19 protein-coding genes are annotated in these 24,042 nt (G+C 52.0%); 10 read left to right on the forward strand and 9 right to left on the reverse strand.

Features of this window, described 5'->3' with window-relative positions; genetic code table 11:
• Positions 1 to 24: 24 nt before the first annotated feature.
• Together HNQ92_RS21875 and HNQ92_RS21880 are read right to left on the reverse strand one after the other, a co-directional pair.
• Positions 25 to 1,026 carry a glycosyl hydrolase family 18 protein gene (locus HNQ92_RS21875; RefSeq protein WP_184177349.1) on the reverse strand — a complete coding sequence of 334 codons (1,002 nt, stop codon included), beginning with the start codon at positions 1,024 to 1,026 and terminating at the stop codon, positions 25 to 27.
• A gap of 65 nt (positions 1,027 to 1,091) precedes the next feature.
• Positions 1,092 to 1,451, reverse strand: a complete 360-nt coding sequence (locus tag HNQ92_RS21880) for an ArsC family reductase (RefSeq protein WP_184177351.1) — start codon at positions 1,449 to 1,451, stop codon at positions 1,092 to 1,094.
• Between the two features lie 170 nt (positions 1,452 to 1,621).
• Between HNQ92_RS21880 and HNQ92_RS21885 the strand changes: the two genes are divergently transcribed.
• Positions 1,622 to 1,954 carry a hypothetical protein gene (locus HNQ92_RS21885; RefSeq protein ID WP_184177353.1) on the forward strand — a complete coding sequence of 111 codons (333 nt, stop codon included), beginning with the start codon at positions 1,622 to 1,624 and terminating at the stop codon, positions 1,952 to 1,954.
• Between the two features lie 53 nt (positions 1,955 to 2,007).
• Entirely contained in the window at positions 2,008 to 2,451 is a 444-nt protein-coding gene (locus HNQ92_RS21890) for an SRPBCC family protein (protein ID WP_184177355.1), read from the forward strand.
• On the opposite strand, the gene HNQ92_RS21895 is transcribed toward HNQ92_RS21890, so the two are convergent.
• Positions 2,421 to 3,875: a dicarboxylate/amino acid:cation symporter gene (locus HNQ92_RS21895; RefSeq protein WP_184177357.1), complete on the reverse strand. Its 1,455-nt coding sequence runs from the start codon at positions 3,873 to 3,875 to the stop codon at positions 2,421 to 2,423. The two genes, HNQ92_RS21890 and HNQ92_RS21895, sit on opposite strands and share 31 nt — an antisense overlap.
• Positions 3,876 to 4,035: 160 nt before the next feature.
• Complete coding sequence (locus HNQ92_RS21900; protein WP_184177359.1) at positions 4,036 to 5,331, reverse strand: dicarboxylate/amino acid:cation symporter; 1,296 nt, start codon at positions 5,329 to 5,331, stop codon at positions 4,036 to 4,038.
• 272 nt (positions 5,332 to 5,603) lie between these two features.
• On the opposite strand from HNQ92_RS21900, the gene HNQ92_RS21905 reads away from it, so the two are divergent.
• From HNQ92_RS21905 to HNQ92_RS21935, 7 genes are all read left to right on the forward strand, one after another.
• On the forward strand, positions 5,604 to 6,053 hold the full coding sequence (locus HNQ92_RS21905; RefSeq protein WP_184177361.1) for a hypothetical protein: 450 nt from the start codon (positions 5,604 to 5,606) through the stop codon (positions 6,051 to 6,053).
• A 207-nt stretch (positions 6,054 to 6,260) separates the two neighbouring features.
• Complete coding sequence (locus HNQ92_RS21910) at positions 6,261 to 7,175, forward strand: ABC transporter ATP-binding protein (protein WP_184177363.1); 915 nt, start codon at positions 6,261 to 6,263, stop codon at positions 7,173 to 7,175.
• A 60-nt stretch (positions 7,176 to 7,235) separates the two neighbouring features.
• Positions 7,236 to 8,567 (forward strand): ABC transporter permease, encoded by a 1,332-nt coding sequence (locus HNQ92_RS21915; protein ID WP_184177365.1) that lies wholly within the window; start codon positions 7,236 to 7,238, stop codon positions 8,565 to 8,567.
• 221 nt (positions 8,568 to 8,788) lie between these two features.
• Positions 8,789 to 11,758: a glycosyltransferase family 117 protein gene (locus HNQ92_RS21920; RefSeq protein WP_184177367.1), complete on the forward strand. Its 2,970-nt coding sequence runs from the start codon at positions 8,789 to 8,791 to the stop codon at positions 11,756 to 11,758.
• 368 nt (positions 11,759 to 12,126) lie between these two features.
• Positions 12,127 to 13,743, forward strand: a complete 1,617-nt coding sequence (locus HNQ92_RS21925; protein ID WP_184177369.1) for a DUF4435 domain-containing protein — start codon at positions 12,127 to 12,129, stop codon at positions 13,741 to 13,743.
• A 60-nt stretch (positions 13,744 to 13,803) separates the two neighbouring features.
• Positions 13,804 to 14,592 carry a DUF3223 domain-containing protein gene (locus HNQ92_RS21930; RefSeq protein WP_184177370.1) on the forward strand — a complete coding sequence of 263 codons (789 nt, stop codon included), beginning with the start codon at positions 13,804 to 13,806 and terminating at the stop codon, positions 14,590 to 14,592.
• A gap of 177 nt (positions 14,593 to 14,769) precedes the next feature.
• Positions 14,770 to 15,345: a hypothetical protein gene (locus tag HNQ92_RS21935; protein WP_184177371.1), complete on the forward strand. Its 576-nt coding sequence runs from the start codon at positions 14,770 to 14,772 to the stop codon at positions 15,343 to 15,345.
• Between the two features lie 651 nt (positions 15,346 to 15,996).
• Here HNQ92_RS21935 and HNQ92_RS21940 read toward each other — a convergent pair.
• The 3 genes from HNQ92_RS21940 to HNQ92_RS21950 form a co-directional block, all read right to left on the reverse strand.
• Positions 15,997 to 16,563 (reverse strand): dihydrofolate reductase family protein, encoded by a 567-nt coding sequence (locus tag HNQ92_RS21940; RefSeq protein ID WP_184177372.1) that lies wholly within the window; start codon positions 16,561 to 16,563, stop codon positions 15,997 to 15,999.
• A gap of 139 nt (positions 16,564 to 16,702) precedes the next feature.
• A complete protein-coding gene (locus HNQ92_RS21945; RefSeq protein ID WP_184177373.1) occupies positions 16,703 to 17,656 on the reverse strand; it encodes a DUF808 domain-containing protein in 954 nt (317 codons plus the stop codon).
• 358 nt (positions 17,657 to 18,014) lie between these two features.
• Entirely contained in the window at positions 18,015 to 20,042 is a 2,028-nt protein-coding gene (locus tag HNQ92_RS21950; protein ID WP_221307518.1) for an FAD-dependent oxidoreductase, read from the reverse strand.
• A 598-nt stretch (positions 20,043 to 20,640) separates the two neighbouring features.
• Between HNQ92_RS21950 and HNQ92_RS21955 the strand changes: the two genes are divergently transcribed.
• Entirely contained in the window at positions 20,641 to 22,116 is a 1,476-nt protein-coding gene (locus HNQ92_RS21955) for a S41 family peptidase (protein WP_184177374.1), read from the forward strand.
• An 84-nt stretch (positions 22,117 to 22,200) separates the two neighbouring features.
• Here the strand turns inward: HNQ92_RS21955 and dnaJ are convergent, their stop codons facing one another.
• Both dnaJ and HNQ92_RS21965 read right to left on the reverse strand, forming a co-directional pair.
• Positions 22,201 to 23,367: a molecular chaperone DnaJ gene (gene dnaJ / locus HNQ92_RS21960; protein ID WP_184177375.1), complete on the reverse strand. Its 1,167-nt coding sequence runs from the start codon at positions 23,365 to 23,367 to the stop codon at positions 22,201 to 22,203.
• An 82-nt stretch (positions 23,368 to 23,449) separates the two neighbouring features.
• Complete coding sequence (locus tag HNQ92_RS21965) at positions 23,450 to 24,025, reverse strand: nucleotide exchange factor GrpE (RefSeq protein ID WP_184177376.1); 576 nt, start codon at positions 24,023 to 24,025, stop codon at positions 23,450 to 23,452.
• Positions 24,026 to 24,042: the final 17 nt, after the last annotated feature.

The raw sequence follows: 24,042 nt of genomic DNA on the forward strand, positions 1-24,042 counted from the left end.
TTCATTGGGTACTTTAAAAGTACCCTACTGCCCGCGCTTCACCCGGTCGATGGCGCGCAGGAGCGAGCGTTCGTCGGCCACGTCCAGGCCTATTTCCCAAATCATGACGCCGGAGCAGCCGCGCTGCCGGGCCAGGCGGGTCTTGGCCTCGATGGTGTTGATGCCGTTGTAGAACGAACCCTTCCAGAAGTCGTCGTAGGCACTGGCACCGTCGGCCAGGAGTTGCTTGTAGCCGGGACCGTACTGGCCAAAACCTTTTTTGGCGTAGAACGGCAGGCCCAGAATGGCCTTGGCGGGCGGCAGGGCGCGTTCGTTGATCCAGTAGTCGAGGCTCTGCACGGCCAGGGCGTAGGGCGCGTGCGCGGCCAGGTAGTCTTTGCTGTAGTCGTCGTCGTAGGCCATGAGGTTGATCCAGTCCATCGCTTCAAAGGCCTCTTTCTTCACGCCGTAGCCTTTCTTGCCGTAGGAAATCACGGCCGCCGTCAGTTTTTTGCCGTCGGCGTGCAGCTGGCGGGCCAGCTCCTGCACCAGGGTTACGTACTGGTCGGCCGAGGGGCTGTCTTCGTCAGGGTACTCCCAGTCCAGATCCACGCCGTCGAGCTCATACTTCCGCACAAAAGCCAGGGTACTTTTTATGAAAGCGGCTTGGCCCTCGGGCCGCTCGGCCATGCGGTGAAAGCGCGTGTCGTCGCCACCGCCGTCGCCGATGCCCCAGCCTCCGATGGAAATAAACACCGACTTGCCGTGGCTGTGCACGTGCTTCACCAGCCTTTTGAGCCGGTCGTCGTCTTTGAGCGGAATGAGCGTGTCGCCCGAGGGGGCTGGAATGGCAAAGGAGTAGTTGACGTGCGTCAGCCACTCCATCGGCAGGCTTTCGGGCTCGGCCGAGCCCGGCGTGTAGTACCCGATCACCTTGAATTCGTCGCCCTGGCGCGAGGTACTTTTTTGATTCCGGGAAGCCGGAGCACAAGCCGCCGCGACCAGTAGCGTAACAAAAACAAGGAGTTGAACGGGCTTAAACTTCATGATAGGTAATTGAAATAAAGGGTACTTATAAAAAAGGAGTACTTGAATAGGGTACTTTGCATTCCTTACAACAAGGTACTTTGGTAGTGCGACTCGTCAAAACCCAGGGCCAGCACGGTACCGGCTTCGTCTTCAATGAGCGGGCGCTTGATGACCGAGTTCTTTTCGAGCATCAGCTCGGTGGCTTTTTCGGCGCTGTCAATGCTGGCTTTCTGCGCGTCGGGGAGCTGCCGCCAGGTTGTTCCGGCCCGGTTCACGAGCTTTTCCCAAGGTACCTGCGCCAGCCAGTTCGTTAGTTTTTCCCGGCTTATGCCTTCCTTTTTGTAATTATGAAAGCGGTAAACTACCCCTTGCTCGTCCAGCCAGTGGAGGGCTTTTTTCACCGTGTTGCAATTAGGAATGCCGTAGACCGTAAGCGTTGCCATCGTTTTTAATTATTATTACAATGATAAGAATCCATTTTAAATATTTTTAAAAACATATTTAAAAATATCCTGTTAGGGTACTTTCTACCTTTTCCGTGCAACATTTCTCCAGAAAAATGATCTTTTATAAAAGATTTTTTCTAATCTTTGAATATAAAAGAAAACGATACATGGAGAAGATACTATGCCTCGCCCTGCTGCTCGGACTAAGCAGCCTGGCCCACGCCCAGCAAGTACCTCAGGTACCTAAAGTACAGCCCGCTCCCAAGTACCTGCCCGGCCAGCCCAAAGGAGGTACCCAGCCCAACGACCGTGTGGCCTACGCCGAGCAGGACAACATGCCGATTTTGCTGGTGAGGCCCGTAGAGCCCATGCCAAACGCCGGTGGCTTGTCGCTGGATACCACCCGCCGCCGCCGCCCGGCCCCGATGCCCAACCCGCTACAACCCAAAGTACCCCAAAGCCAGCAAACGCCAAAAAGCCAAGAAACGCCGATTCCGTAGGTACCTGGGCGTCGTCGCTAAAACCCTGAGCCAGCACAGCCGGTTGTAGGGCTATGAAACTCACCCTAAGTACCTCCGTGGCCGCGCCGCTGGCCCGCGTCTGGCGGGGCTTCGACGCCACGCTTTTTCAGAAACTCAGTCCGCCATTTCCGCCGGTGCGGCTGCTGCGCTTCGACGGCAGCCAGCGCGGCGACGTGGTCAGTCTGGAGCTGAATTTCCTCTTCTTCAAGCAACGCTGGATCAGCGAGATCACGGAGCAGGCCGAAGTACCCGACGAAATCTACTTCGTGGACCAAGGTACCCGGCTGCCGTTTTTTCTGACCTACTGGCGGCACAAGCACCGGCTGATCCGCCACGGCCAGGGTACTTTGATCCGGGATGAGATCGAATACCGCACGCCGCTCCGGGTACTTGACTACCTCCTGTACCCGCTCCTGTACGCGCAGTTTGCGTACCGAAAACCCATTTACAAAAAAGTATTTGATCCGGAGGGGTAGCTGAGCGGCTTAGGCTCATCAGGTTCGAGCAGCTGCGCTACGACATCTTCCTCAGGTACCTGGTCCGAACGCTGCATTTTGACATCGTCCAGCTCCCCTTCCCACCGCGCCACCACGGCCGTAGCCAGGCAGTTGCCGATCACGTTCACGGAGGTGCGGGCCATGTCCATGAGCTCATCGATGCCCATGATCAGCAGCACGGGCCATTCGGGCAGGTTAAAGTTGGCCACCGCTCCGAGCAGGATTACCAGCGTAGCCCGGGGAATACCCGCCACGCCCTTGCTGGTGAGCATCAGCAGAAACACCATCGCCAGCTGCTGACTGAGCGGAAAATCGTGCCCCGTCGCCTGGGCCACAAAGATGGTCGCCAGGGCCAGGTAGAGCGTGGAACCATCGAGGTTGAAGCTGTAGCCCGTAGGCATCACAAAGGACACGATCTGGCGCGGCACGCCGAACTTTTCCATCTTTTCCATGGCCTTGGGCAGGGCCGATTCGGAACTGGTGGTGGCAAAGGCGATCGAGACCGGCTCGGCGATGGTTTTGGCAAATTTGAGCAGCGGGATGCGGGCGAAGAGCGCCACCGGCACCAACACCAGCCCCAGAAAAGCCAGCAGCGCGCAGTAGAGCGTAGCCAGCAGCATGGCCAGGTTGCGCAGTACGTCGATACCCATGTGTCCCACCGTCTCGGCGATGGCCGCCCCAACCCCAATGGGCGCAAAGAGCATCACGATCTTGGTAAATTTGAACATCACCTCGGCCAGGTTCTCGATGCCTCCTACCAGCTTCTGCTTCCGGTCGTGGGGCAACATAGCCAGGCTCACCCCAAAAATAACGCTGAACACGACGATTTGCAGCACCTCTCCGTTGTAGATGGATTTGGCGATGTTTTCCGGAAAGGCGTGGGTGATAATGGCCTGCCAGCTTTGGGGAGCCACCGTGGGGAGCTCACTCTCCAGGGTAGTGGGAGGAATGATGCCCTCGCCCGGCTTGAACCAATTGGCAAAAAAGAGGCCGATGAACAGGGCAATGGTGGTCACGGCCTCGAAGTACAGCAGCGATTTCCAGCCCATGCGGCCCACTTGTTTGAGATCGGAGTGACCGGCAATGCCCGCCACCAGGGTGGCAAAAAGCAGCGGCGCAATGATCGTTTTGATCATTTGCAGGAAAATTTTCCGTAAAAACGTGAGCTGGGTAGCCAGGGTGGGGAAATCATAGCCGACCTCGGTGCCGATGAGCATCGCGACCAGGATGGAGGTGGTCAGATTCTGCCGCAGTAGCGCGTACGCCAGCAGGCCCGTCAGGGCCAGCCAGCGCAATCCCAGCAGCAGGGAGCCGGGCAGCGCGATCAGGTATTCGTTCAGGACGGTGGCCACCAGCGCTACCGTGATCAGCCCCCCGTTGAGAAGGATCAATTTTTTCTTCATGTCGTTTCTTTGTAGAGCTTTTTTCTTTCTTGTAAAGGGTAAACCTAAAAAAAAGCGATGAACAAAAAGTCATCGCTTGGTTAAACCAACAAAAAATAGTTTCTCTATCTGGCTGTACCTGAGAAAAATAGGATCCCTTTAAGAAACAATAGAAAAGATTTTACTTAGCAACACCTGCCGGCTGAGTAACGGGCGCCGAAACCTTACCCAGGCTCTTGCCCACGATGATGGCCACGGCGGCGTCGCTGGTGATATTGACCACGGTACGGCACATATCCAGCGGCCGGTCGATGGCCAGTATCAGGGCAATTCCGGCCGGATTGACACCGATGGATTCCAGCACAATGACAAGCATCAGAATCCCGGCCCCCGGCACGGCGGCCGTCCCGATGGAGGCCAGCAGGGCCGTCAGGACAATGGTGAGCTGCTCGCCCAGCGTAACCACGTCGCCAAAGGCCTGGGAGATAAATACCGCCGCCACGGCCTGGTAGAGGCTGGTGCCGTCCATGTTGATGGTGGCTCCCACGGGAAGCACAAAGGACGTAATCTCTTTCTCGACGCCCATCTGCTCCACGCGCTCCATGGTCACGGGCAAGGTGGCGGCACTCGAGCTGGTGGAGAAGGCCAGCAGCTGGGCCGGGGCCAGGCCGCGGAAGAAATCGCCGTAGGAAATGCCCCCGAACAACCGCACCAGCGTGGGATAAAACAGGAAGACCATGAGCGCCAGCCCGGCCAGCACCGTGAAGGCATACGCTCCCAGCGCCTTGAAGACATCCGGCGAGGGCGACTCCGCCACCAGGGCGGCCAGCAGCGCAAACACTCCATAGGGCGCTACCAGCATGATGAGGTCGATCATTTTAAGGACTACCTCGTTAACGCCGTCAAAAAAGCGCTTCACGGGCTCGGCTTTTTCCGGATTGATCAGGATGAGCCCCACGCCAAAAAAGATGACGAAGAAAATGACCTGCAGCATGTTGCCGTTGGAGCTGGCCGCGCCCATGATGTTGTCGGGGATGACGTCCACCAGCGCGCTCAGGGGGCCGCGGGTTTTGGTTTGATCGGCCTTGGCGATGCTTTGGTCGGCGTTGGCCCCGAAGCTCGCCATGAGCTCGGTACGGGTGGCTTCCTGGATCAGGTTGCCCGGATTGACCACGTTCACGATCAGGAGCCCGATGGTGATAGCCACGAAGGTGGTGACAAGGTACAGCCCGATGGTGCGGGTACCCAGCCGTGAGAGCTGCCGGATGTCGTCCAGGTCCGAGACGCCTTTGATGAGGGAAGCAACGATGAGCGGAATGGCGATCAGCTTCAGCAAATTGATAAAGATGGTACCCCAGGGCTTGATCCAATCCGCCACGAATTCCTTTCCTCCGGCAAACCCGGACAGGAGGTACCCGACGAGCACACCCGCCGCCATGCCGATCAGAATTTGCCAGTGTAGAGCCAATCGTTTCATACGTTTCGATTAAGTAGAGTGAGAGTGAATGAATTGAACTGAAAAGATAAATTGCTGAATTTTTTGAATAGCCACGCCCCGTCGCTGTTCGCAACTTTAAACATAGGCAAAAACTGGCAAACATGCCGCATGAAGCCGCAAACTCATACGAGCGGTTTACTCAATCAAACCGACCAATCAGTAAGGCTTTTGTTTTAAGCGGTTGAATATCTGCCGGAATTGCTCTAGCTTTCAGCAGAAAACAGTCTTCTTCTCTAAAATCCTAACTTTGTATGGAACCCAAATTGCCCCTCGAAAAAGAACTTGAACCAATTTTTCTGGAAAAATTCCCCGCTTTCCCCGAAGAAGTAAAAGAATTCATTGTTAACTACGGTCCGTTCCTGATGCTCCTGGGGGCCATCATTACCGCTTTTGGGCTGCTGGCTGCCCTGGGCCTGGGCGGTGTGGCGCTGGGCCTGGGTGCCGCCGCTTACGGAAGTACCCTCCAGTTTTGGTTGAGCATTGCCCTCACGGGGGTGCAGCTAGTACTTTACTTCATGGCTTTTAGCCCGTTGCGTGCCCGTAAAAGGGAAGGCTGGAAGCTACTTTACTACGCGTTGCTGCTGGGTTTGCTCAGTAGCTTGATCCAGCTCAGCATTTTTGGGCTGCTCATTGGGGGGCTGGTGGGCTTCTGGGTACTTTTCCAGATCCGTGATAAATATAGCTTTCAGATTACGCGCTGATCCCAGCGGGTGTATACGTCTTAATTTTCCCTAAAACGAGCGACTCCCGCTCGTTTTTTGTTATTTGCCATTTATCCCTACGGGGGGTTATTCATCCGAATTCTGGTTGGCAATCCGGCTAATCCTTTGCAATTTTGGTACATGCAGTGGCTCGGTAGCGTGCGCCGTGGCCGGGCACAACCCATCTTCCTATTCTAATCTACTCCTATGAACATTCTTGAAACGCATCACATCGTGAAGGAATACGCGCAGCACCGTGCCCTCGACGACGTGAGTATTTCCATTCCCAAGGGCTCTATCTTTGGGCTGCTGGGCCCCAACGGCGCCGGAAAAACGTCCCTGATCCGGATCATCAACCAGATCACCGGGCCGGATAGCGGCGAGGTACTTTTTGACGGCAAGCCGCTGCACGAGCACCACATCCGGCAGATCGGCTACCTGCCCGAAGAGCGCGGCCTTTACAAAAAGATGAAGGTGGGCGACCAGCTCCTGTACCTGGCGCGGCTGAAGGGGCTTTCCAAAAACCAGGCCATGGATAAGCTAAAAATATGGTTTGAGAAGTTTGATATCAAAACCTGGTGGGACAAGAGCGTGTCGGACCTGTCGAAGGGAATGCAGCAGAAGGTTCAGTTTGTGTCTACGGTACTGCACGAGCCCGACCTCATCATTCTGGACGAACCCTTTTCGGGCTTCGACCCCATCAACGCCAACCTGATCCGGGACGAGATTCTGGAGCTGCGCCAGCGCGGAAGTACCATCATTTTTTCGACCCACCGCATGGAAACCGTGGAGGAGCTCTGCGACCAGATCGCCCTCCTCAACCGCTCCAAAAAAGTACTGGACGGGCCCAAGAAACAGATCAAGGAGCAATTCAAAACCAATACGTTTTTTGTAGAGCACCAGGGAACTCTGCCGAGCCAGGGAACGATTTACCAGGTACAATCGACGCGCGAAGTAGAGCCGGGCTACCACCGCTCCCAGCTGCAGCTGCCGCCGGGCCTGACGCCCAACCACCTGTTGCAGGACCTCATCCAGCAAGTGGAGATCCGGGCTTTTGGCGAAAACATCCCCACCATCAGCGACATCTTCATGCAGGTGGTCAACGAAGTACCCGAAACCTAGAAGTACCCCCGCTGCGTAGTCCATTCCTTACTCGATCATCTTTTTTATTAGATATACTTTATGAAAAATATACTACTTGTCCTCCAGCGTGAGTACCTGGTCCGGGTGAAGAAGAAATCCTTCATCATCATGACGCTCCTCACGCCGTTTTTGTTTGTGGGCTTCTATGCCGCGGTCATTTGGGTGGCGGTAGGTTCGGTAGAAACCAAAACCGTGCAGGTACTTGACGAAAGTGGCCTGTTCAGCCAGCAATTCAAGGATTCAAAAACCCTTCGGTTTGAGTACCTGACCAGCTCGCTGGATTCGGCCAAAACCAACCTCCGGCAAAGTAAAGTCAGTGCCCTGGTGCACATTCCGGACGACATCATGGAGCGGCCCAAAGGGGTGCGGATCTACGCACAAAAAAACGTGAGCCTGGAGCTGAAATCGGAGATTGAAAAGGTCATCGAAAAGCAAATTGAAGACATTAAGCTTACCGAGGCGGGTATCACCCGCAAGGTACTGGAAGACTCACGCATCAACGTGAGCTCGCAGACCATCAGCCTGAGCGAAGAAGGCGAAAAAAGCAGCAGCTCGGGAGCGGCTACGGCCATTGGTGGTATTTGTGCCTTTCTGATCTACATTTCGGTATTTGTGTACGGTACCCAGGTCATGCGCGGCGTCACCGAAGAAAAAACCAGCCGCATCGTAGAGGTGATTATCTCGTCGGTGAAGCCTTTTCAGCTCATGATGGGCAAGATCATCGGCGTGGCGCTGGTGGGGCTCACGCAGTTTGTGCTCTGGATTTTCCTCACCATTGCCCTCACGTCGGTGGCCGGCCTCTTCCTCGGCGACCGCATGCCCAAAGATCCCAAGCAGATTGAGCAGCAAATGCAGGAAGTACGCAAGGACCTCCCCACGGCGCAGCTGAATCAAAACCAAGGCCCTCAGAACCCCGTCAGCGAGGTACTTAGTGCCATGAATAGCCTCAACATTCCGCTCATTCTGGGTTGCTTCCTGTTTTATTACCTGGGGGGGTACTTGCTCTACAGCGCCCTGTTTGGCGCGGTGGGGGCCGCCGTCGACAACGACTCCGACACGCAGCAGTTCATGCTGCCCATCACGCTGCCCATCATCATGTCGTTTGTGTTTGCGCAGTTTGTCCTCCGCGACCCCGACGGCAGCCTGGCGTTCTGGACGTCCATCATTCCGTTTACGTCGCCCATTGTTATGATGGTCCGGATACCTTTCGGGGTGCCCGCCTGGGAGCTGGCTCTCTCGATGGTACTTTTGGTACTGGGCTTCATGGGTACTACCTGGCTGGCGGCGCGCATCTACCGGGTAGGCATTCTGCTGTACGGCAAGAAAGTTTCGTACAAGGAATTAGCCAAGTGGATTTTCTACAAAGGGTAGTTTGGTCTTCCAAAAACAGCCTTCCAAAGTACCTTGCTTTCTATTCCATTTCGGAGTCAAGTACCTCGCCAAACGGTGAGGTACTTGGCTTTAACACTTTTTAAGACCTTCCAAACCTTGCCGTTGAGGTTATTTTGCTAATTTTGAGCCGACGATTGATGACATCGCTCCCAAAGTGACCATCCACGCTCATTTGCTTTATACATCTTACACTTATACCAATGACCCGTTTCAACCGTTTCAACAACCTCTCCGGTTGGATTGTATTCGCGATTGCACTACTAACGTACACCCTTACCATCGAGCCGACGGCCAGTTTCTGGGACTGCGGCGAATTCATTGCCTGCGCCTTCAAGCTCCAGGTACCTCACCCACCCGGCGCGCCGTTCTTTCTGCTCGTGGGTCGGCTTTTTTCGCTGCTGTCCTTCGGTGACCTTACGCAGGTAGCGTTCTGGGTCAACATGGTGTCGGTACTGAGCAGTGCGTTCACCATCCTGTTTCTTTTCTGGACCATCACACTGCTGGGCCGGAAAATCATCAACAAGCCCGACGCCGACCTCAGCACGTCCGACCTGATTCTGCTCATGGGAGCTGGGGCCGTAGGAGCTTTGGCATACACCTGGTCCGACTCGTTCTGGTTTTCGGCCGTGGAAGCCGAGGTATACGGCATGTCGTCGTTCTTTACGGCCATTGTCATCTGGGCGGTATTCAAGTGGGAACGCATCACCAACGAAGCCGACGAAAACCGCTGGCTCATCCTGATCGCCTACCTGGTGGGGCTTTCCATCGGCGTTCACTTGCTCAACCTCGTCACCATTCCGGCCCTGGCGTTGGTATACTATTTCAAAAAGTACCCCAATCCCAGCCTCTTCGGCGGCATTTTGTCGTTTGGCGCGGGCTTGGTTGTGCTGGCTATCATCAACTCCGGCATCATCCCCGGCTTGCCGAGTGTTGCCGGTAAGTTTGAGATTTTCTTCGTCAATTCGCTGGGCCTTCCCTACAAGTCGGGCGTGACGTTCTTCATCATACTGTTCCTGGGAGCCCTGGTGTGGGGGATTCGCTATTCGCACCAAAAACAAAAAACGGTGCTGAACGTAGCGCTGCTGTCGCTGGCCTTTGTGCTGGTAGGCTACGCCTGCTACCTGATGGTACTTGTACGGGCCAACTACAACCCGCCCATCAACGAAAACGACCCCAACGACGTGCTGAGCTTCGTATCGTACCTCAAGCGCGAGCAGTACGGCAGCCGTCCGTTGCTGTACGGCCCTACCTTTGTGTCGCGTCCCGTTAGCCAGAAGCGCGGAGCCGCCATGTACCGCAAACAAAACGGCAAGTACGAGATCTACGACTACCGCCCCGAGTACGAATACGAGCCCAACGCCAACATTCTGCTGCCGCGGATGTACAGTACCCAGCAAAACCACGTGCAGCTCTACCGCCAGATGACCGGCCTGGTAGAAGGCCAGAAACCCACCATGGCCCAAAACCTGGGCTTTATGTTCTCGTACCAGATCGGCCACATGTACTGGCGCTACTTCCTCTGGAACTTCGTGGGGCGCGAAAGCGACGAAGAGGGCGCGGGCAACCTCCTGCCGTGGAGTGCCAGCAAAGACTACCCCTCCAAGATTGCCATTAACAAAGCCCATAATAATTTTTACATGCTGCCCTTCATCCTGGGTCTGCTCGGGATCGTGGCCCAGTACTTCCGCCGCCGCCGCGACCTCCTCATCCTGGGGCTGCTGTTTTTCCTGACGGGCATTGCGCTGGTCATCTACCTCAACTCACCGCCTACCGAGCCCCGCGAGCGTGACTACATCTACGTTGGGTCGTTTTACATCTTCTGCATGTGGATCGGCTTTGGGGTACTTTCCATCGCCGACGGTCTCGGTCGCTTCGTGAAAAATGGTACCGCCCGCGCCGGACTGGCCACGGCCCTGGCCCTCGTAGTACCCATTCTGATGGGTGCCAAAGGCTGGGATAACCACGACCGCAGCAACCGCTACCATTCGGTAGACTTTGCCAAAAACCTGCTCAATTCCTGCGCCCCCAACGCCATTATTTTCACGGGCGGCGACAACGATACCTTCCCCCTCTGGTATGTCCAAGAGGTAGAGGGCTTCCGTACCGACGTCCGGGTGTGTAACCTGAGCCTGCTCGGTACCGACTGGTACATCAGCCAGATGAAGCGCCAGACCTACGAGTCGGAGCCGCTGCCCATTTCGCTGGAAAAAGAAAACTACATCTTCGGCAAAAACGACATCGTGCCTTTCTACGAGATTCCGGGCGTGCGCAACGGCATCAACCTGAAAGAGTACCTAGCGCTGGTGAAGCAGGAGAATCGGGCCATTCAGGTACCCCTCACGAGCGGCGATATGACCTCCATCCTGCCGTCGTCGGTCCTGTTCCTGCCCGTAGATGTGGAAGCCGTGCGGAGCATGAATATCCTCAAGCCCGACCTGGTGCCTTTCCTGCGCGACTCCATCAGCTGGACCATCGGCAAGAACGATCTCTTCAAGTCGGATCTGATCATGCTGGACCTGATCGCGACCAACGACTGGAAACGCCCGATCTACTTCTCGTCAACGCTCGTGGCCTCCAACTACCTCAGCCTGAAGGAGTACATGCAACTCGAAGGCTACGCCTACCGCCTGCTGCCCGTACGGGTACCTAACGCCACCGACGGCTACGTGAACACGGACATCATGTATGACAACCTCATGAACAAGATGTTCTGGCGGGAGCTCGACAACCCCAACGTCTACTACGACAACACCTACCTGGGCTCGCCGGTGTTTACGGCCCGCATTGCGTTCATGCGGCTCGTAGGCCAGCTCATTGCCGAGGGCAAAACCGAAGAAGCCAAGAAAGCGCTCCAGAAAAGTCTGGCCACCATGCCCGACAAGAGCATCCCGTACGACCAGATCTCGGCCAACTTCATCCGGCCGCTCTTTGAGCTCGGCGAAAACAAGCAGGCCCTGCAGATTGCCGAAACCATGGCCAAGCGCGCCGACGAAAACCTGACGTTCTTCCGCCAGACGGGCATCGGCAACCAGCGCGATACCAACACCGACCTGTACATCCTGCAAACCATCGTGATGGCCTGCCGGGACTCCAACCAGACGGAGGCGACCACCAAGTTCGACGCCATTTTCCAGAAGCACATCGCGGGCTTCAACGTCATGGGGCAGTAGGTACCTAAAGTACCCCTCACCAAACAAAAAAGCCGGAACCGCCCCAGGGGTAGTTCCGGCTTTTTTCGTACTTTTAAAAGTTCCCAACTCAGCAGGGCAAGACAGGCACGGGCCGTTGAATGGAATTTTCTTTTCTTCTTGAAAAAGAGAAGGCCTGGAAGCTACGCTTTTGGTGGGAGAATGGAATATTTGGTGAGAGTGTGTAGGTACTTTGGCTTATAGGCTTTACGCTGCTATAAGTTATGTAAGCATCAAAATCAATTGTAGTCGTTTGTAAACGTTTGCAAATGGTTCGGCTATAGCGGATATACACGAAACTAGGTTCGTTTATACAAATGTTATGTAGCATTAATAAATTACAAATCTAAATGAAAATAAAACTACCAACTAAAAAAGGGATTCCAAATACAAACCCTGAAATAGATTTCGAACAATTAGTTATAATAGGAGCAAATGGTTCAGGTAAAACTAGATTTGGAGCAAAGATTGAAGAAGATAATCATTTAAAAACACATAGAATCTCTGCACAAAAATCCTTATCAATCCCAAAGTTGGTTAGGCCTACATCCTTAGAAGTTGCTAGAAATGAGTTTTTTATTGGCTCCAATCATCCTCAGCAGAATGTAAATGAAGCTTTGAGTTACAAAAAAAGTAACCGTTGGGGAGATAATTTTAATACACACTTATTAAATGATTATGAAAAGTTATTAGTCTTGCTGCATACAGAAGAATATGAAACTCTTTCAGACTCTAAAGAAAAGAACATCCTTTCTCCGATAACAAAAATAGATACTGTAAAATCAATTTGGGAGAAAGTGCTTCCACACCGAAAATTAAAAATAAAATCTGGTGTTATAGAAACTTACCCGACTGGTCAAGAGGATAATAAATATAATGCTTCGGAGATGAGCGATGGAGAAAGAGTTATCTTTTACTTAATAGGTGAAGTAATTTGTTCTCCTGAAAAATCAATGATAATCATTGATGAGCCCGAGATGCATATTCATAAATCACTAGTTAAAACCTTATTTGACCTAATAGAAATAGAAAGGCCTGACTGTTCATTTATTTATCTGACACATGATATAGACTTTGCATTTACAAGGCAAAATGCGGCTAAAATTTGGGCGAAAGCTTATGAAGGAAATAGTATTTGGGATTATGAGATTCTAGAAGGTGATATGCCTATTCCTGAACAACTTTATTTAGAAGTTTTAGGAAGTCGAAAACCTGTAATTTTTCTAGAAGGGGACAATAGCAGCATTGACTATGAAATATATGAGCATGTCTTTCCAACTTATACACTTAAACCATTAGGTAGTTGTGAAAAGGTTATTCAATCTGTAAAGTCATTTAATGAGCAAAAGGGGTTCCATCATATTGATTCATTTGGGATTATCGACCGAGACAGGCGTCAAGTTGATGATATAGTTAAATTGAATTCAAAAGGAGTTTGGGTATTAGATGTAGCTGAAGCTGAGAATTTACTCCTAATCGAGGATATAGTTAAAGCAGTGGCAAGCCATATGGGCAGAGATGCAAATGATGTTTTCGACCAAGTTAAAAGAAATTTGATTTCATTCTTTTCTGACCAAATGGAAGCTCAAATTTTATTGCATTTTAAAGAGTCTTTAAGAAAGAAGTTTCTATCACTGACTAATTTTACTAAAAAAAATTTAGATGATGTTTTACCAGAATTAAATACAATGTATCAATCTATTGACAAGCAAAACTTATTTGAAAACATAAAGCTAGATTTTGAGAAAGCGGCATCAACACAAAACTATGATTCCATATTACAGTTATTTAATCTTAAAAATGCTTTAATTCCTGCCTCAAAAGTTTGTGATTTGACTGGTATTAGAAATAAGGAAGAATATAAAAGATTAGTAATAACTATTTTAAAAAGAAAAGACATAGTTAGTGAGCAAATAAGCAAAGGGATTGACTTGAAAATTATAAAAACGCTACATAACAATAGCTAAAAATCATTAAAACGCTTTTTAGCCCAACCGTTATGGGGCAGTTTAAAATCGACAACGACAATGAGAAAACCATTTAAAATAGGACAGAAAGAATACAAATTCAAAAAAGATGCAATTACGCATTATCGAACTATTTTAAATTCTTACGACTTTGGACAATCACTAAATGCTTCCGATTATGACGACCTTATTGACTTATTGGATTATGACTATTTTAATTATTTAGCTGAACTTGAAACGGCTGATGAAAATAGTGAAGAAGAAGAAATAAGTAATGAAGATGAAAGTGAAGTAGGTAATGAAAACAATGAAGCGGAAATATCAATTGAAGATATAAAAATCGCAAGAGTTCAGTTTAATACTAAATGTTTTGAAATTTTTTACAGCGACAAAACAAGTGTATATATTTCATACCTGATGATAATAAATAACACTAAATACACTCCTGAAAAATTATTTTATGTAGCTTGTAGAAACTCTATTCACGATGATATTAAAACAGTAAAACAAGAGTATTTTGACAAAAATTCAGTGAAAGGGCAAGTTAAATGTCAAGAAACTGGAATACTATCAAAATGGACTGAATTAGCCGTTGACCACAGACAGCCAAACACATTTTCGGTTATAGTTGACAGGTTTAAAGAAGTAAATAGAGTTGAATTGAATTTGATTAAATATATTTCAAACGACCAAAATCATATAATTTTTAAAGACGATACTTGGACAGGACAATTTAGAAAGTATCATATGGAAAAGGCAAGTTTGAGAATTGTTCGAACAGAATGTAATTCAAGTAGAACTGGTTTAGCGAGACTTAAACGAACATCAAAAGACTTAATAATCAAATGAAAAACCGACCCCATAACAGGCGTTTGGCAAAAAAGCGGGTTCAGTGCTTAAATGAAGTTTTGTACTTCGTTTCTAGTCCAGTACTGAAAGAAAGTTTAGTACTTCGAAATCCGCTTCTTAGCCAAGCCCCGAACCGTTATGCGATCAGCTTAATGAGAATCGACAAATTCCAAAAAAATGAATTTAAAATTAGCAAAAATACTATCTACAATTGGCCATCCACTTTTGACAATCCCTACTTCTATAATAATTGCACTTTTCAATTACGAAGACTTTGATAATGCCGCCATAGTTTCTATTTTGGTAATGGTTTGTGTGATTCTTCCCCTCTCAATAAAAATGTATAAAGGCTCAAAAAGAGGCACTTACACCAACTTTGATATTTCTGATAAAGCCCAACGACAATCTTGGTACATATTTGTCTTGTTTTTGCTATTAATTATTACTGTGATCTTTTTTATCACAAATCAATCACAAGTAGTAAAGTGGAATGCACTCTTTTTCTTTCTTCTTTTACTTATCTCAAAGTTTTTAAACTATTATATTAAAAGTTCATTACACGTCTCCTTAAATATTTTCTTAACATTTTTGATTATACCTATTAGTCTAATGCTTGGGATTATATTTTTATTTTTTATATTCTTTATTTCGTGGTCAAGAATTGTTTTGAAAAGACACACTGAAAAAGAAGTAATTTATGGATGGATAGTTGGACTGCTTATTGGTTTTTTATCTTTTGCAACCACATTTTGATATTCATAACAATTCTTTAAAAATAAAAATTACACATATACAGTTCCAAAGCAACTTAATGATGGAATTATAATTAGCAATCACTCAGTTATTGATAAAGGGCTTTCTTATAAAAATACTGAAGGCATGTTAGGATTATAAATCTATTCAAGACACCTCGTTTGAAACCCCGAATGGGGCGGTAGTAGTGCATGGTGTCACCCCATTCGGGGTTCTGCCAGTTTTGAATTCCTATTATTTCTATAAACATGGCACCCTTTCAGGGTTGCTCTTTTTATAAGTAAAACCTGATCCATGAATTGAATTACAAAGACCAAATGGCTACAAAAGGTTTACTCGTGGTCAGAAGAAAGTACCTCGGTACTTTGCCAGATCATGCCTGCAAAGGCGTTACATCATTTATGGAGAAAAAGTAAGTACCCTGGCGAATAGCCCACCGCGTGGTCGTATCGACCGTAGAACCGTATGATTCCGCTGGAATCAGCGGTAGGCCTGGCTCGGCTTTGGGCTATAACGTGGGATTCCTCCGGAATCTTGAAAGACCGACATGAGGTACTTTACCTGCCATTTCAAGCCTCAATAGCGCTTTTCTGTTGGTACCTATTCTGGCTACTTTGTAGAGAGGTGAGAAATACCACGCTTCTCGCTTGATCAGCCGCCAACCGCGTACCGCATCGCCACTACCCCATTCGCAAACCGGCGCTCCTCGATCAGCGTAAGGCTAGCCGGCCAATGGGCCGGAAAAAACCGCTTGCCGCCCCCGACCACCACGGGAAAAAGTATCAGCTGCATTTCATCGACCAGCCCGGCCCGCAAAGCCTGCGCCGCGAGCTCCGGACCGGCTACGGCGAGGTCTTGCTCCGCGCTGGCTTTGAGTAAGCGAACCGCCTCGGGATCAAACGTCCGCTCCAGGCGCGTCCGGGCGCTGGTAGGCGCGGCCAACGTCCGGGAGTAAACGATCTTTTCGGCGGCTTGCCACTGACGAGCCCACTCCAGCACGAGCTTCGGCTGGTTGGGTACCTGGTGGGCGGTCTCCCAATATACCATCGTTTCGTACATTTTCCTGCCGTAGAGGTAGGTACTTATCGAAGCCCCCAGCTCATTGACGTAGGTATGTACCTCGTCGTCGTCGGGTGTAGCCCAGCCAAATTGACCGCGTTCATCTTCTGTGTAGCCGTCCAGTGACGTGAGCATCAAATAAATCAACTTGGCTGCCATGTTTCCGCTCGTGTTCTCCTAGATTATCCAAATGTACTTTGATTAGTACAAAGGTACCTATTGAACAACCGAACCGGATAGGGCAAATCCGGCAGAATGAGGGGGTACTTGCGTCAGGTTGTATTTTAGGCAATTCGGATCAAGGCTTTTCATGCGCCGTCTTTTCGGTTGAACGCCGGAACAGCTTGCTGCCCAGACCTATCACTTGGGCTATGATCGCCCCCAATACGGTACCGCCTAGCGCTAGCACCAGCACTTTTACCAGCCAGCCAAGCACCGGTATATCCTCCAGGGAATGCGTCAGCGACTCCAGCGGATGGTGCAAAAAGGGCAGCCCATGCGCAATGATCTCCGCCCCTACCCACAGCATGGCCGCAGTACCTATATACCCCAATACGACCAGGAACGTGGGCATCGACTTCACTAGCCCGCGCCCAATCTTCCGGGTAAGGGGCCTGAATCGCTCCTGCGCCATGTGCACGCCCAGATCATCCGCTTTCACGATCAGAGCCACAAAGCCATATACAGCCAAGGTGATAAAGATGGCTACCACAACCAGCACCACAATCTGGTTAGCCAACGGGCTTTGGGTTACCGTGGCGTAGGCAATGGCCATGATCTCTGCCGACAGGATAAAGTCGGTTCGCACCGCACTGCCCACGCGTTCTTTCTCCAGCTCCTGAGGGGTAATGACCTTCAGGTCTTCCGGGGGGCCGTCAGCGGCGACGTGGGCCGACTTGCTAAACAGGGAATGTACTTTTTCGTAGCCCTCAAAGCACAGGTAGGCCCCGCCTACCATGAGCAGGTACGGGATAACACCGGGCGCAAAGTACCCCAGCAGCAGGGCCGCCGGGCCTAAGTAAAGCACCTTGTTGATGAGCGACTTTTTCGCAATCTGATAAATAATGGAGACTTCGCGCTTGGGATCCAGGCCCACCACGTACTTGGGTGTGACCGCCGTATCATCGATCACGATGCCGGACACCTTACCCGTTGTTTTAGCCACCTGCGTCGGAACATCGTCCAGACTGGCGGCACTGGCTTTCACCAGGGCGGCCACATCATCCAAAAGGGCGAGAAGACCTGTCGCCATGATAGAGCGTTTCGTTTAAAGTTGAATTAAGATCCTGCGGCTACTGCAAAAAAAGGCCTCTGCACTCTTTTCCAGAATCCTAAATGTAGGCCAAAGATGTGAAATTATCACGCGAGGTTCACGTAAAGTAAAAAAAAATCGAAGGGTGGGCGCAGGAGTACTCCCGGTGAAGGAAAACCGGGAGCCGACACTCTGTTTTTACAGCTTGATGGGTACCGCCACAGTGCCCGTTAAAAAGAAAGAAGGTACCTCTGCTACCAAGCCATAAAGCGATGCGTAGCTAGCAGGCAGGTACCTTGCAAAGTAGTACAGAATGTACTGGGAAGGTAGGTTTAAGAAGCTGCTTTTTATGCTCTCCTTAATGGATTCGTTCGAACCGAAAGGCGTCCGCAACGACTACCCCATCTGCCGCCTGATTGCTCACCGTGATCGAACCCCGGTAGCCTTTCTCAAATTGAAAGGTACCCAACTCGATCCATTGTCCGCCCTGATCCCGCTGGTTAACGGTCAACGGCTTCTTTCCGGCAGCATGTTCAATGGTCAGGGGTGTATTCGTGGCAAAACCCGGGCCCAGTGGCCACCAGCCATACACCTTGTACTTCCCCGCTTCGGGAAGGTAGGGGCGGTAGACAAGGGAGGAAGGCGCTGATTGTGGACTGGACAGGTAGGTAATGGCATGGCGGGCCATCAGGGGGTTTTCCGAGCTGTTCCAGGTACCCGTTCGATCCACAAACCGGCGCATGTCGTCATCTACCACCACGGAATTGCCCTGGCCAAATATCCCGTTTGGATTTTCTTCAAAACTCAGGACCTGCCGTTGCTCCCGCAGCTTTTTCTGAAGAACGGCGATGTCGACGTGTTGCACCGCCACCTGCTGCTTGGTGGCCAGGGCCGCCGCCACGCCCGATGCGTGCCCCAGGGCCATGTACTGCGGCTCCATGCGCACCGAGGCAAACGCCAGGCTGGAACTCGACACACAGACGGGCACCAGCAGGTTGGTGCAGTTTTCGTACCGGGGCACCAGAGCCCGGTAGGGAATCTGGTAGGGTGACACCGGGATGGAAAGGTACCCTTCGTTGATGGTTTCGGCCAGAAGCTCCGGAAACCGCGAAACCAGGTGGTAAGTACGCTGGGTGTGCCGAACGTCGATGTTGTACGAACCCATTGCCACGGCGTCGTATTTGAGCGTGTCTCGCAGCAGATCATGCTGGGTCATGATGTACTCGCCCCGCATACGGCGGGCTTCCCGCACGTACAACTGGTGCGGCCAGTGGCCGGTGTCCTCAAACTCATCCTTGCACAGTCCCCACTGCTGCGCCTGCTTTCGGACCGGCTCGGGTACCTCCGGATCGTTGGCAATAAAATACAGCAGCCCGTGGGTATATCGCAGGTGATCGTTCCATATCTTATCCCGGAGGGCATAGTCGGCATCGGGATAGGCCCAGTTAGTGCCGTCGTAGAGATTGGTGGAAATGGGACCCGCCGAGTTGATTTCCGCTTTTTGGTTGGGGAGGTTGATGCTGGCCCTGAACACCCCGGTTTCGGCCAGGGTCGTGGGCTGGCGCACTTTAAGGTACCTCCGGAGCAGCTCGTAGCGCGTGGAATCATAGCCAACCGGACGGGTGATGGGAATGCGGTTTTCTGGCTTGTTGGTCATGATCACCCGGAAGCAATACGCCTGCACGGCACTGTCGGCCTCCCCAAAGCCGACCTGCGGCCTGGCATTGATCAGCGGTAGTAATTCACCGTTCTTTCCATTCACGAAAGGGGAAACGGGCAAGGGGAAATTATGCTTGTCGGGGTAAAAAGGTTGCCGTCCGGCCCAGGATTCGCCGTAATCGCTGATGCCTTCGCGCCCGATGGCGTAGCCCACCCCGGCCCGGGCCATCAGATCCCCTTCGTAGCTGGCATCAATGAACACAGCGGCCGTCAGCTTAACGCCCGACAGGAGTTGCAGGCCGGTGATTTTCCGCCCCTCTTTTTGCACGGATTTGACCCGGTCGCCGTACCGGACGCTTACGCCGGTCTCCTTGAGCCAGTCGCGCAGGATTTTTTCGCCGAGGGTAGGTTCCGGTCCACGCCAGAAAAAAACCGGCTTTTGGTAGGCTTTGGCCACGCGCTCATAAAATTCCAGCGCCAGCCCGCCTATTACCGCCCGGTCGCCGTAGTCGGTGTGGGAAAGTCCTCCGGTCACCATGCCCCCCAGGTGCCGTCCGGGCTCCACTAGCAGTACGGAAGCTCCTTCGCGGGCAGCGGCAATGGCGGCCGTAACGCCCCCCGCCGTACCCCCGTACACGAGGACGTCAACCGTGGGTGCCGATTGTGAAAAGACAAATAGAGGTACCATAACCAGAAACGAGGACAGGCACTGAACGAAGGTCTTCATCACACACACAAGAAGTTAAATTTACATAGAACTAACATAAGTTACTTTTTTACTCTACCGGGCATCAGCAGCCAGGCTTTTGAACCAGGGCCGTAGGATGTCCCGCTCCCGCCGGGGAGTCAGAAACCGTACATTGCACACCTACCTGGGCGCTTGACGGCCAACCGAAGTTCCGACCTGATCCGTGATAAAAGGTACCTCAAAAAAAGGCGCTTTTCCGCCCCGGCGGTACCCCTACCTTAGTATACCTTTAAAACAGCTTCTAAGACTATGCCCCTACCCATTCAACCACATCATACCATGTGGTTTGGTACAACCTTAGAAAGCCTACGGAACGCAAACGCCCTCGCAGGGTAGTTGTGTAAATCCTTATTGAATACGCAGCAAGTCTCTTTTAAACTACTTTCATCCGGTCTTGATCCTTTTCTGGAGGTACCTCTTCCGTTACGAATTTTGTTGAATTGTGAATAATCTACTTTTTCTACTCTTCGGCAGCAACATAGTACCCGCTTTCTACGTATTAGTGGGTTAGAAAACAGATGCTCTCACGACAGTACCCTGATAATACCTTCTACTTCATCTAAACTAGCTAATCAGTATGTATCTCTCTGGAAAACGTGGCCTGGCTGCCCTGGCACTGCTCTTTGGGCTTTTGGCAAGCTGCCAAAAAAATGAAATCGATCCAACTCCTGACACTTCCCTCACCGACTCTACCTCCACCAGCCAAAGCGGGCGCAACTACAGCGCCGTCAATGCCTGGGTGTACGAGGTCATGAACGACGCCTACTACTGGTACCGCCAACTACCCGCGCAGGCCAGCCTCGATGCCTCGCAAAGCCCCTTCGACTACTTCGAAAAACTGGTGTACGAACCCCAAACCCTCGACCGCTTCTCGGGCCTTACCGACGACATCGACGCCCTGCAGTCGGAGTTTGACGGCGTCAGCAAAATCTTCGGGATCAGCTACGTGCTGGCTTTTACCGACGAGAGCCAGTCGAACATCGGCGCTTTTTTGAGCTACGTGGTGAAGGGAAGTCCGGCCGACCTAGCGGGCCTCAAGCGCGGCGACGTGATTCTTTGGGTCAACGGCCAGCCGCTCACGGCCGCCAACTACGCTTCGCTGCTGGGCAGCAACGAAACGCTTTCGTTCACGCTAGGTACTTTGCAGGGAACTACCCTCGTGGCCAACACCCAACGTACCTTCACCGTCAGCAAAGCCGTAGTGACCGAAGACCCGGTGGCCTTCTCGACCGTCATTGACAAGTCGGCCTACGGCAAGAAGATCGGGTACTTGCTCTACACGCAGTTTATCCCCGGCCTGGAGGGTGGCGACGCCCAAAAGTACGACAACGAGCTGCGGCAGGTCTTTGCCAACTTTAAAAGCCAGGGCGTCAATGAGCTGGTGCTGGACCTACGCCTCAACGGCGGCGGGTACATCAGCTCGGCCAATACGCTGGCATCGCTGATCGTCAAAAATGCCACGGCCTCGTCGGTATTTTATAAAGAAGAATGGAACGACAAGTACACGGCCTACTGGCAGCGCAGCGGCGGCACCAACGCCCTGAGCTACCCGTTTCAGAACGAGCCCAACAACATCGGAAGCCAGCTCGAGCGGGTATTTGTGCTTACCTCCAACGGCACAGCCTCGGCCAGCGAGCTGGTGATCAACGGCCTGACGCCCTACATGAACGTAGTGACGGTGGGTGAAAATACCTACGGCAAAAACCTCTTCGGCACGCTCATCGACGACGAGCAGAACCGCTGGAAGTGGGGCCTTTACGTGATGCTGGGCCGCACCGTCAACGCCAGGGGGCAGTCGGACTACGGTACCGTAAATGGCCTGACGCCCACGCACTACCTGGAAGATACGGCCATTCCCTTCCAAGCCTTTGGCGACGAAAACGAGACGCTCCTCCGCAAGGTACTTGACGTGATGGGCGTGCCCACCGGTACTACCGCCCGCCTGGCCGCTACCAGGCAAGTAAGCACCCTAAGTACCCAGCACTGGAAAGACAACCTCCAGGAGCGCGACAAACGGATGATCAAAGCGAAGGGATTTAAGGTACTTCCGTAGAAGTACCCTTGGGAGAAGATGCAAAAAACAAAACCCCCGAGCCTAACGGCCTCGGGGGTTTTTAGTGACTTAGCGATCGGGCGATCAATGAAAGAAGTCTTTCATTTTATCAAAAAACCCTTTTTCGTTCTTACCCGGCTTGGGTTGGAAGTTGGGGGAATGGCGAAGCGACTCGAGCGTGGCGCGTTCGTCGGACGACAGCTGCTGCGGCGTCCAGACGCTTATGTGGACCAGCTGGTCGCCGCGTCCGTAGCCGTTCAGGTCTTTGATTCCTTTGCCTTTCAGGCGCAGGATTTTGCCCGCCTGGGTACCCGGCTCGATGCTAATCCGCGCTTTGCCGTCGATGGTCGGAATTTCCGTGGCCGTACCGAGGGCGGCGTCCACAAAGCTCAGGTGCATGTCAAACACCACGTTGTTGCCGTCGCGTTTCAGGTGCGGGTCTTCCTCTTCTTCGATCACGATCAGCAGGTCACCGGCCACGCCACCGCGGGCGGGTACGTTGCCTTTGCCGCTCATGGAGAGCTGCATACCGTCAGCCACGCCCCCGGGAATGTTGAGCGAAATGAGGTCGTCCTGGAGCTGGCGTCCTTCACCGGCGCACACTTCGCAGCGCTCGCTGATGATCTTGCCGTCGCCGTTACAGGTAGGGCACGTACTGGTAGAGACCATCTGGCCCAGCATGGTACTTACCACCTTCCGGACCTGGCCCTGCCCGTTGCAGGTAGTACAGGTGGTGAGGGAAGTACCGTTTTTGGCGCCGTTGCCGCCGCAGGTACCGCAGGCTACGTGTCGCTTTACCTTGATCTTCTTCTCTACGCCGTTGGCAACTTCGTGCAGGTCCAACTTGAGCTTAATGCGTAGGTCAGAACCCCGGCGCACGCGCCGGCCGCCCCCGTTGCCACCCCGGCCAAAAATATCGCCGAAGGGACTGCTGTCACCGAAAATATCACCGAACTGCGAGAAGATGTCTTCCATCGTGAAACCACCGGCTCCATAGCCACCCGCTCCGGCTCCGGCCGCTCCACCTACCCCGGCGTGGCCAAACTGGTCGTAGCGGCGGCGCTTGTCTTCGTCGCTCAGGATGCTGTAGGCCTCGGCGGCCTCCTTAAATTTGTCCTCGGCCGTCGGGTCATCGGGGTTTTTATCGGGGTGAAACTTGATCGCCAGCTTCCGGTAGGCTTTCTTGATGTCCTCGACCGGCGCACCGCGATCCACCCCTAGTACTTCGTAATAATCTCTTTTCTTTGCCATTATGGTTGAGTCGACAACTGACTCTGGTTAGCCAGCAGTTCTTGGTATAATTCAATAGAAATCGCTTGGGCCCAGCCCAATACTAGGCTCCCACTATCACTTTGGCGTAGCGAAGTACCTTATCGTTGAGGTAGTATCCTTTCTCGACTTCATCAATCACTTTTCCTTTCAGATCGTCCGAAGGGGCCGGAAACTGCGTCACCGACTCGTGCAACTCGGCGTCGAATACCTCGCCCTTGGCGGCCATGGGTTTGAGGCCTTTGCCTTCCAGGGTTTTGAAAAATTTATGGGCTACCAGCTCCACGCCTTCCTTGATCGGTTGTAGCTCGGAGGTACTTTCGAAAGACTGCAAGGCGCGCTCAAAATCATCGACGATGGGAAGAATGGTCCGCATCAGGTCGGCGTTGGCATTGGCAATCAAATCTATTTTTTCGCGGGCCGTACGGCGACGAAAGTTTTCAAAATCGGCGTACAGTCGTAGGTACTTTTCTTTCATTTCGGCCAGCTCGGCCTTCAACGCTTCCGTTTCATCCACGGCTGCCGCTGGAGTTTCTTCGGTAGCCGCTACGGCTGGCTCCTGCGCCTCGTTGTCAGTATTTTTATTAATTTCCGGCTCCTCGGCGCTTGCTTCCGCTTGATGTTGTGTATTTTCCGACATAATTTTCTTGTACTTTA

The sequence above is a fragment of the Rhabdobacter roseus genome (assembly GCF_014202275.1).
Taxonomy (GTDB): Bacteria; Bacteroidota; Bacteroidia; order Cytophagales; family Spirosomataceae; genus Rhabdobacter; species Rhabdobacter roseus.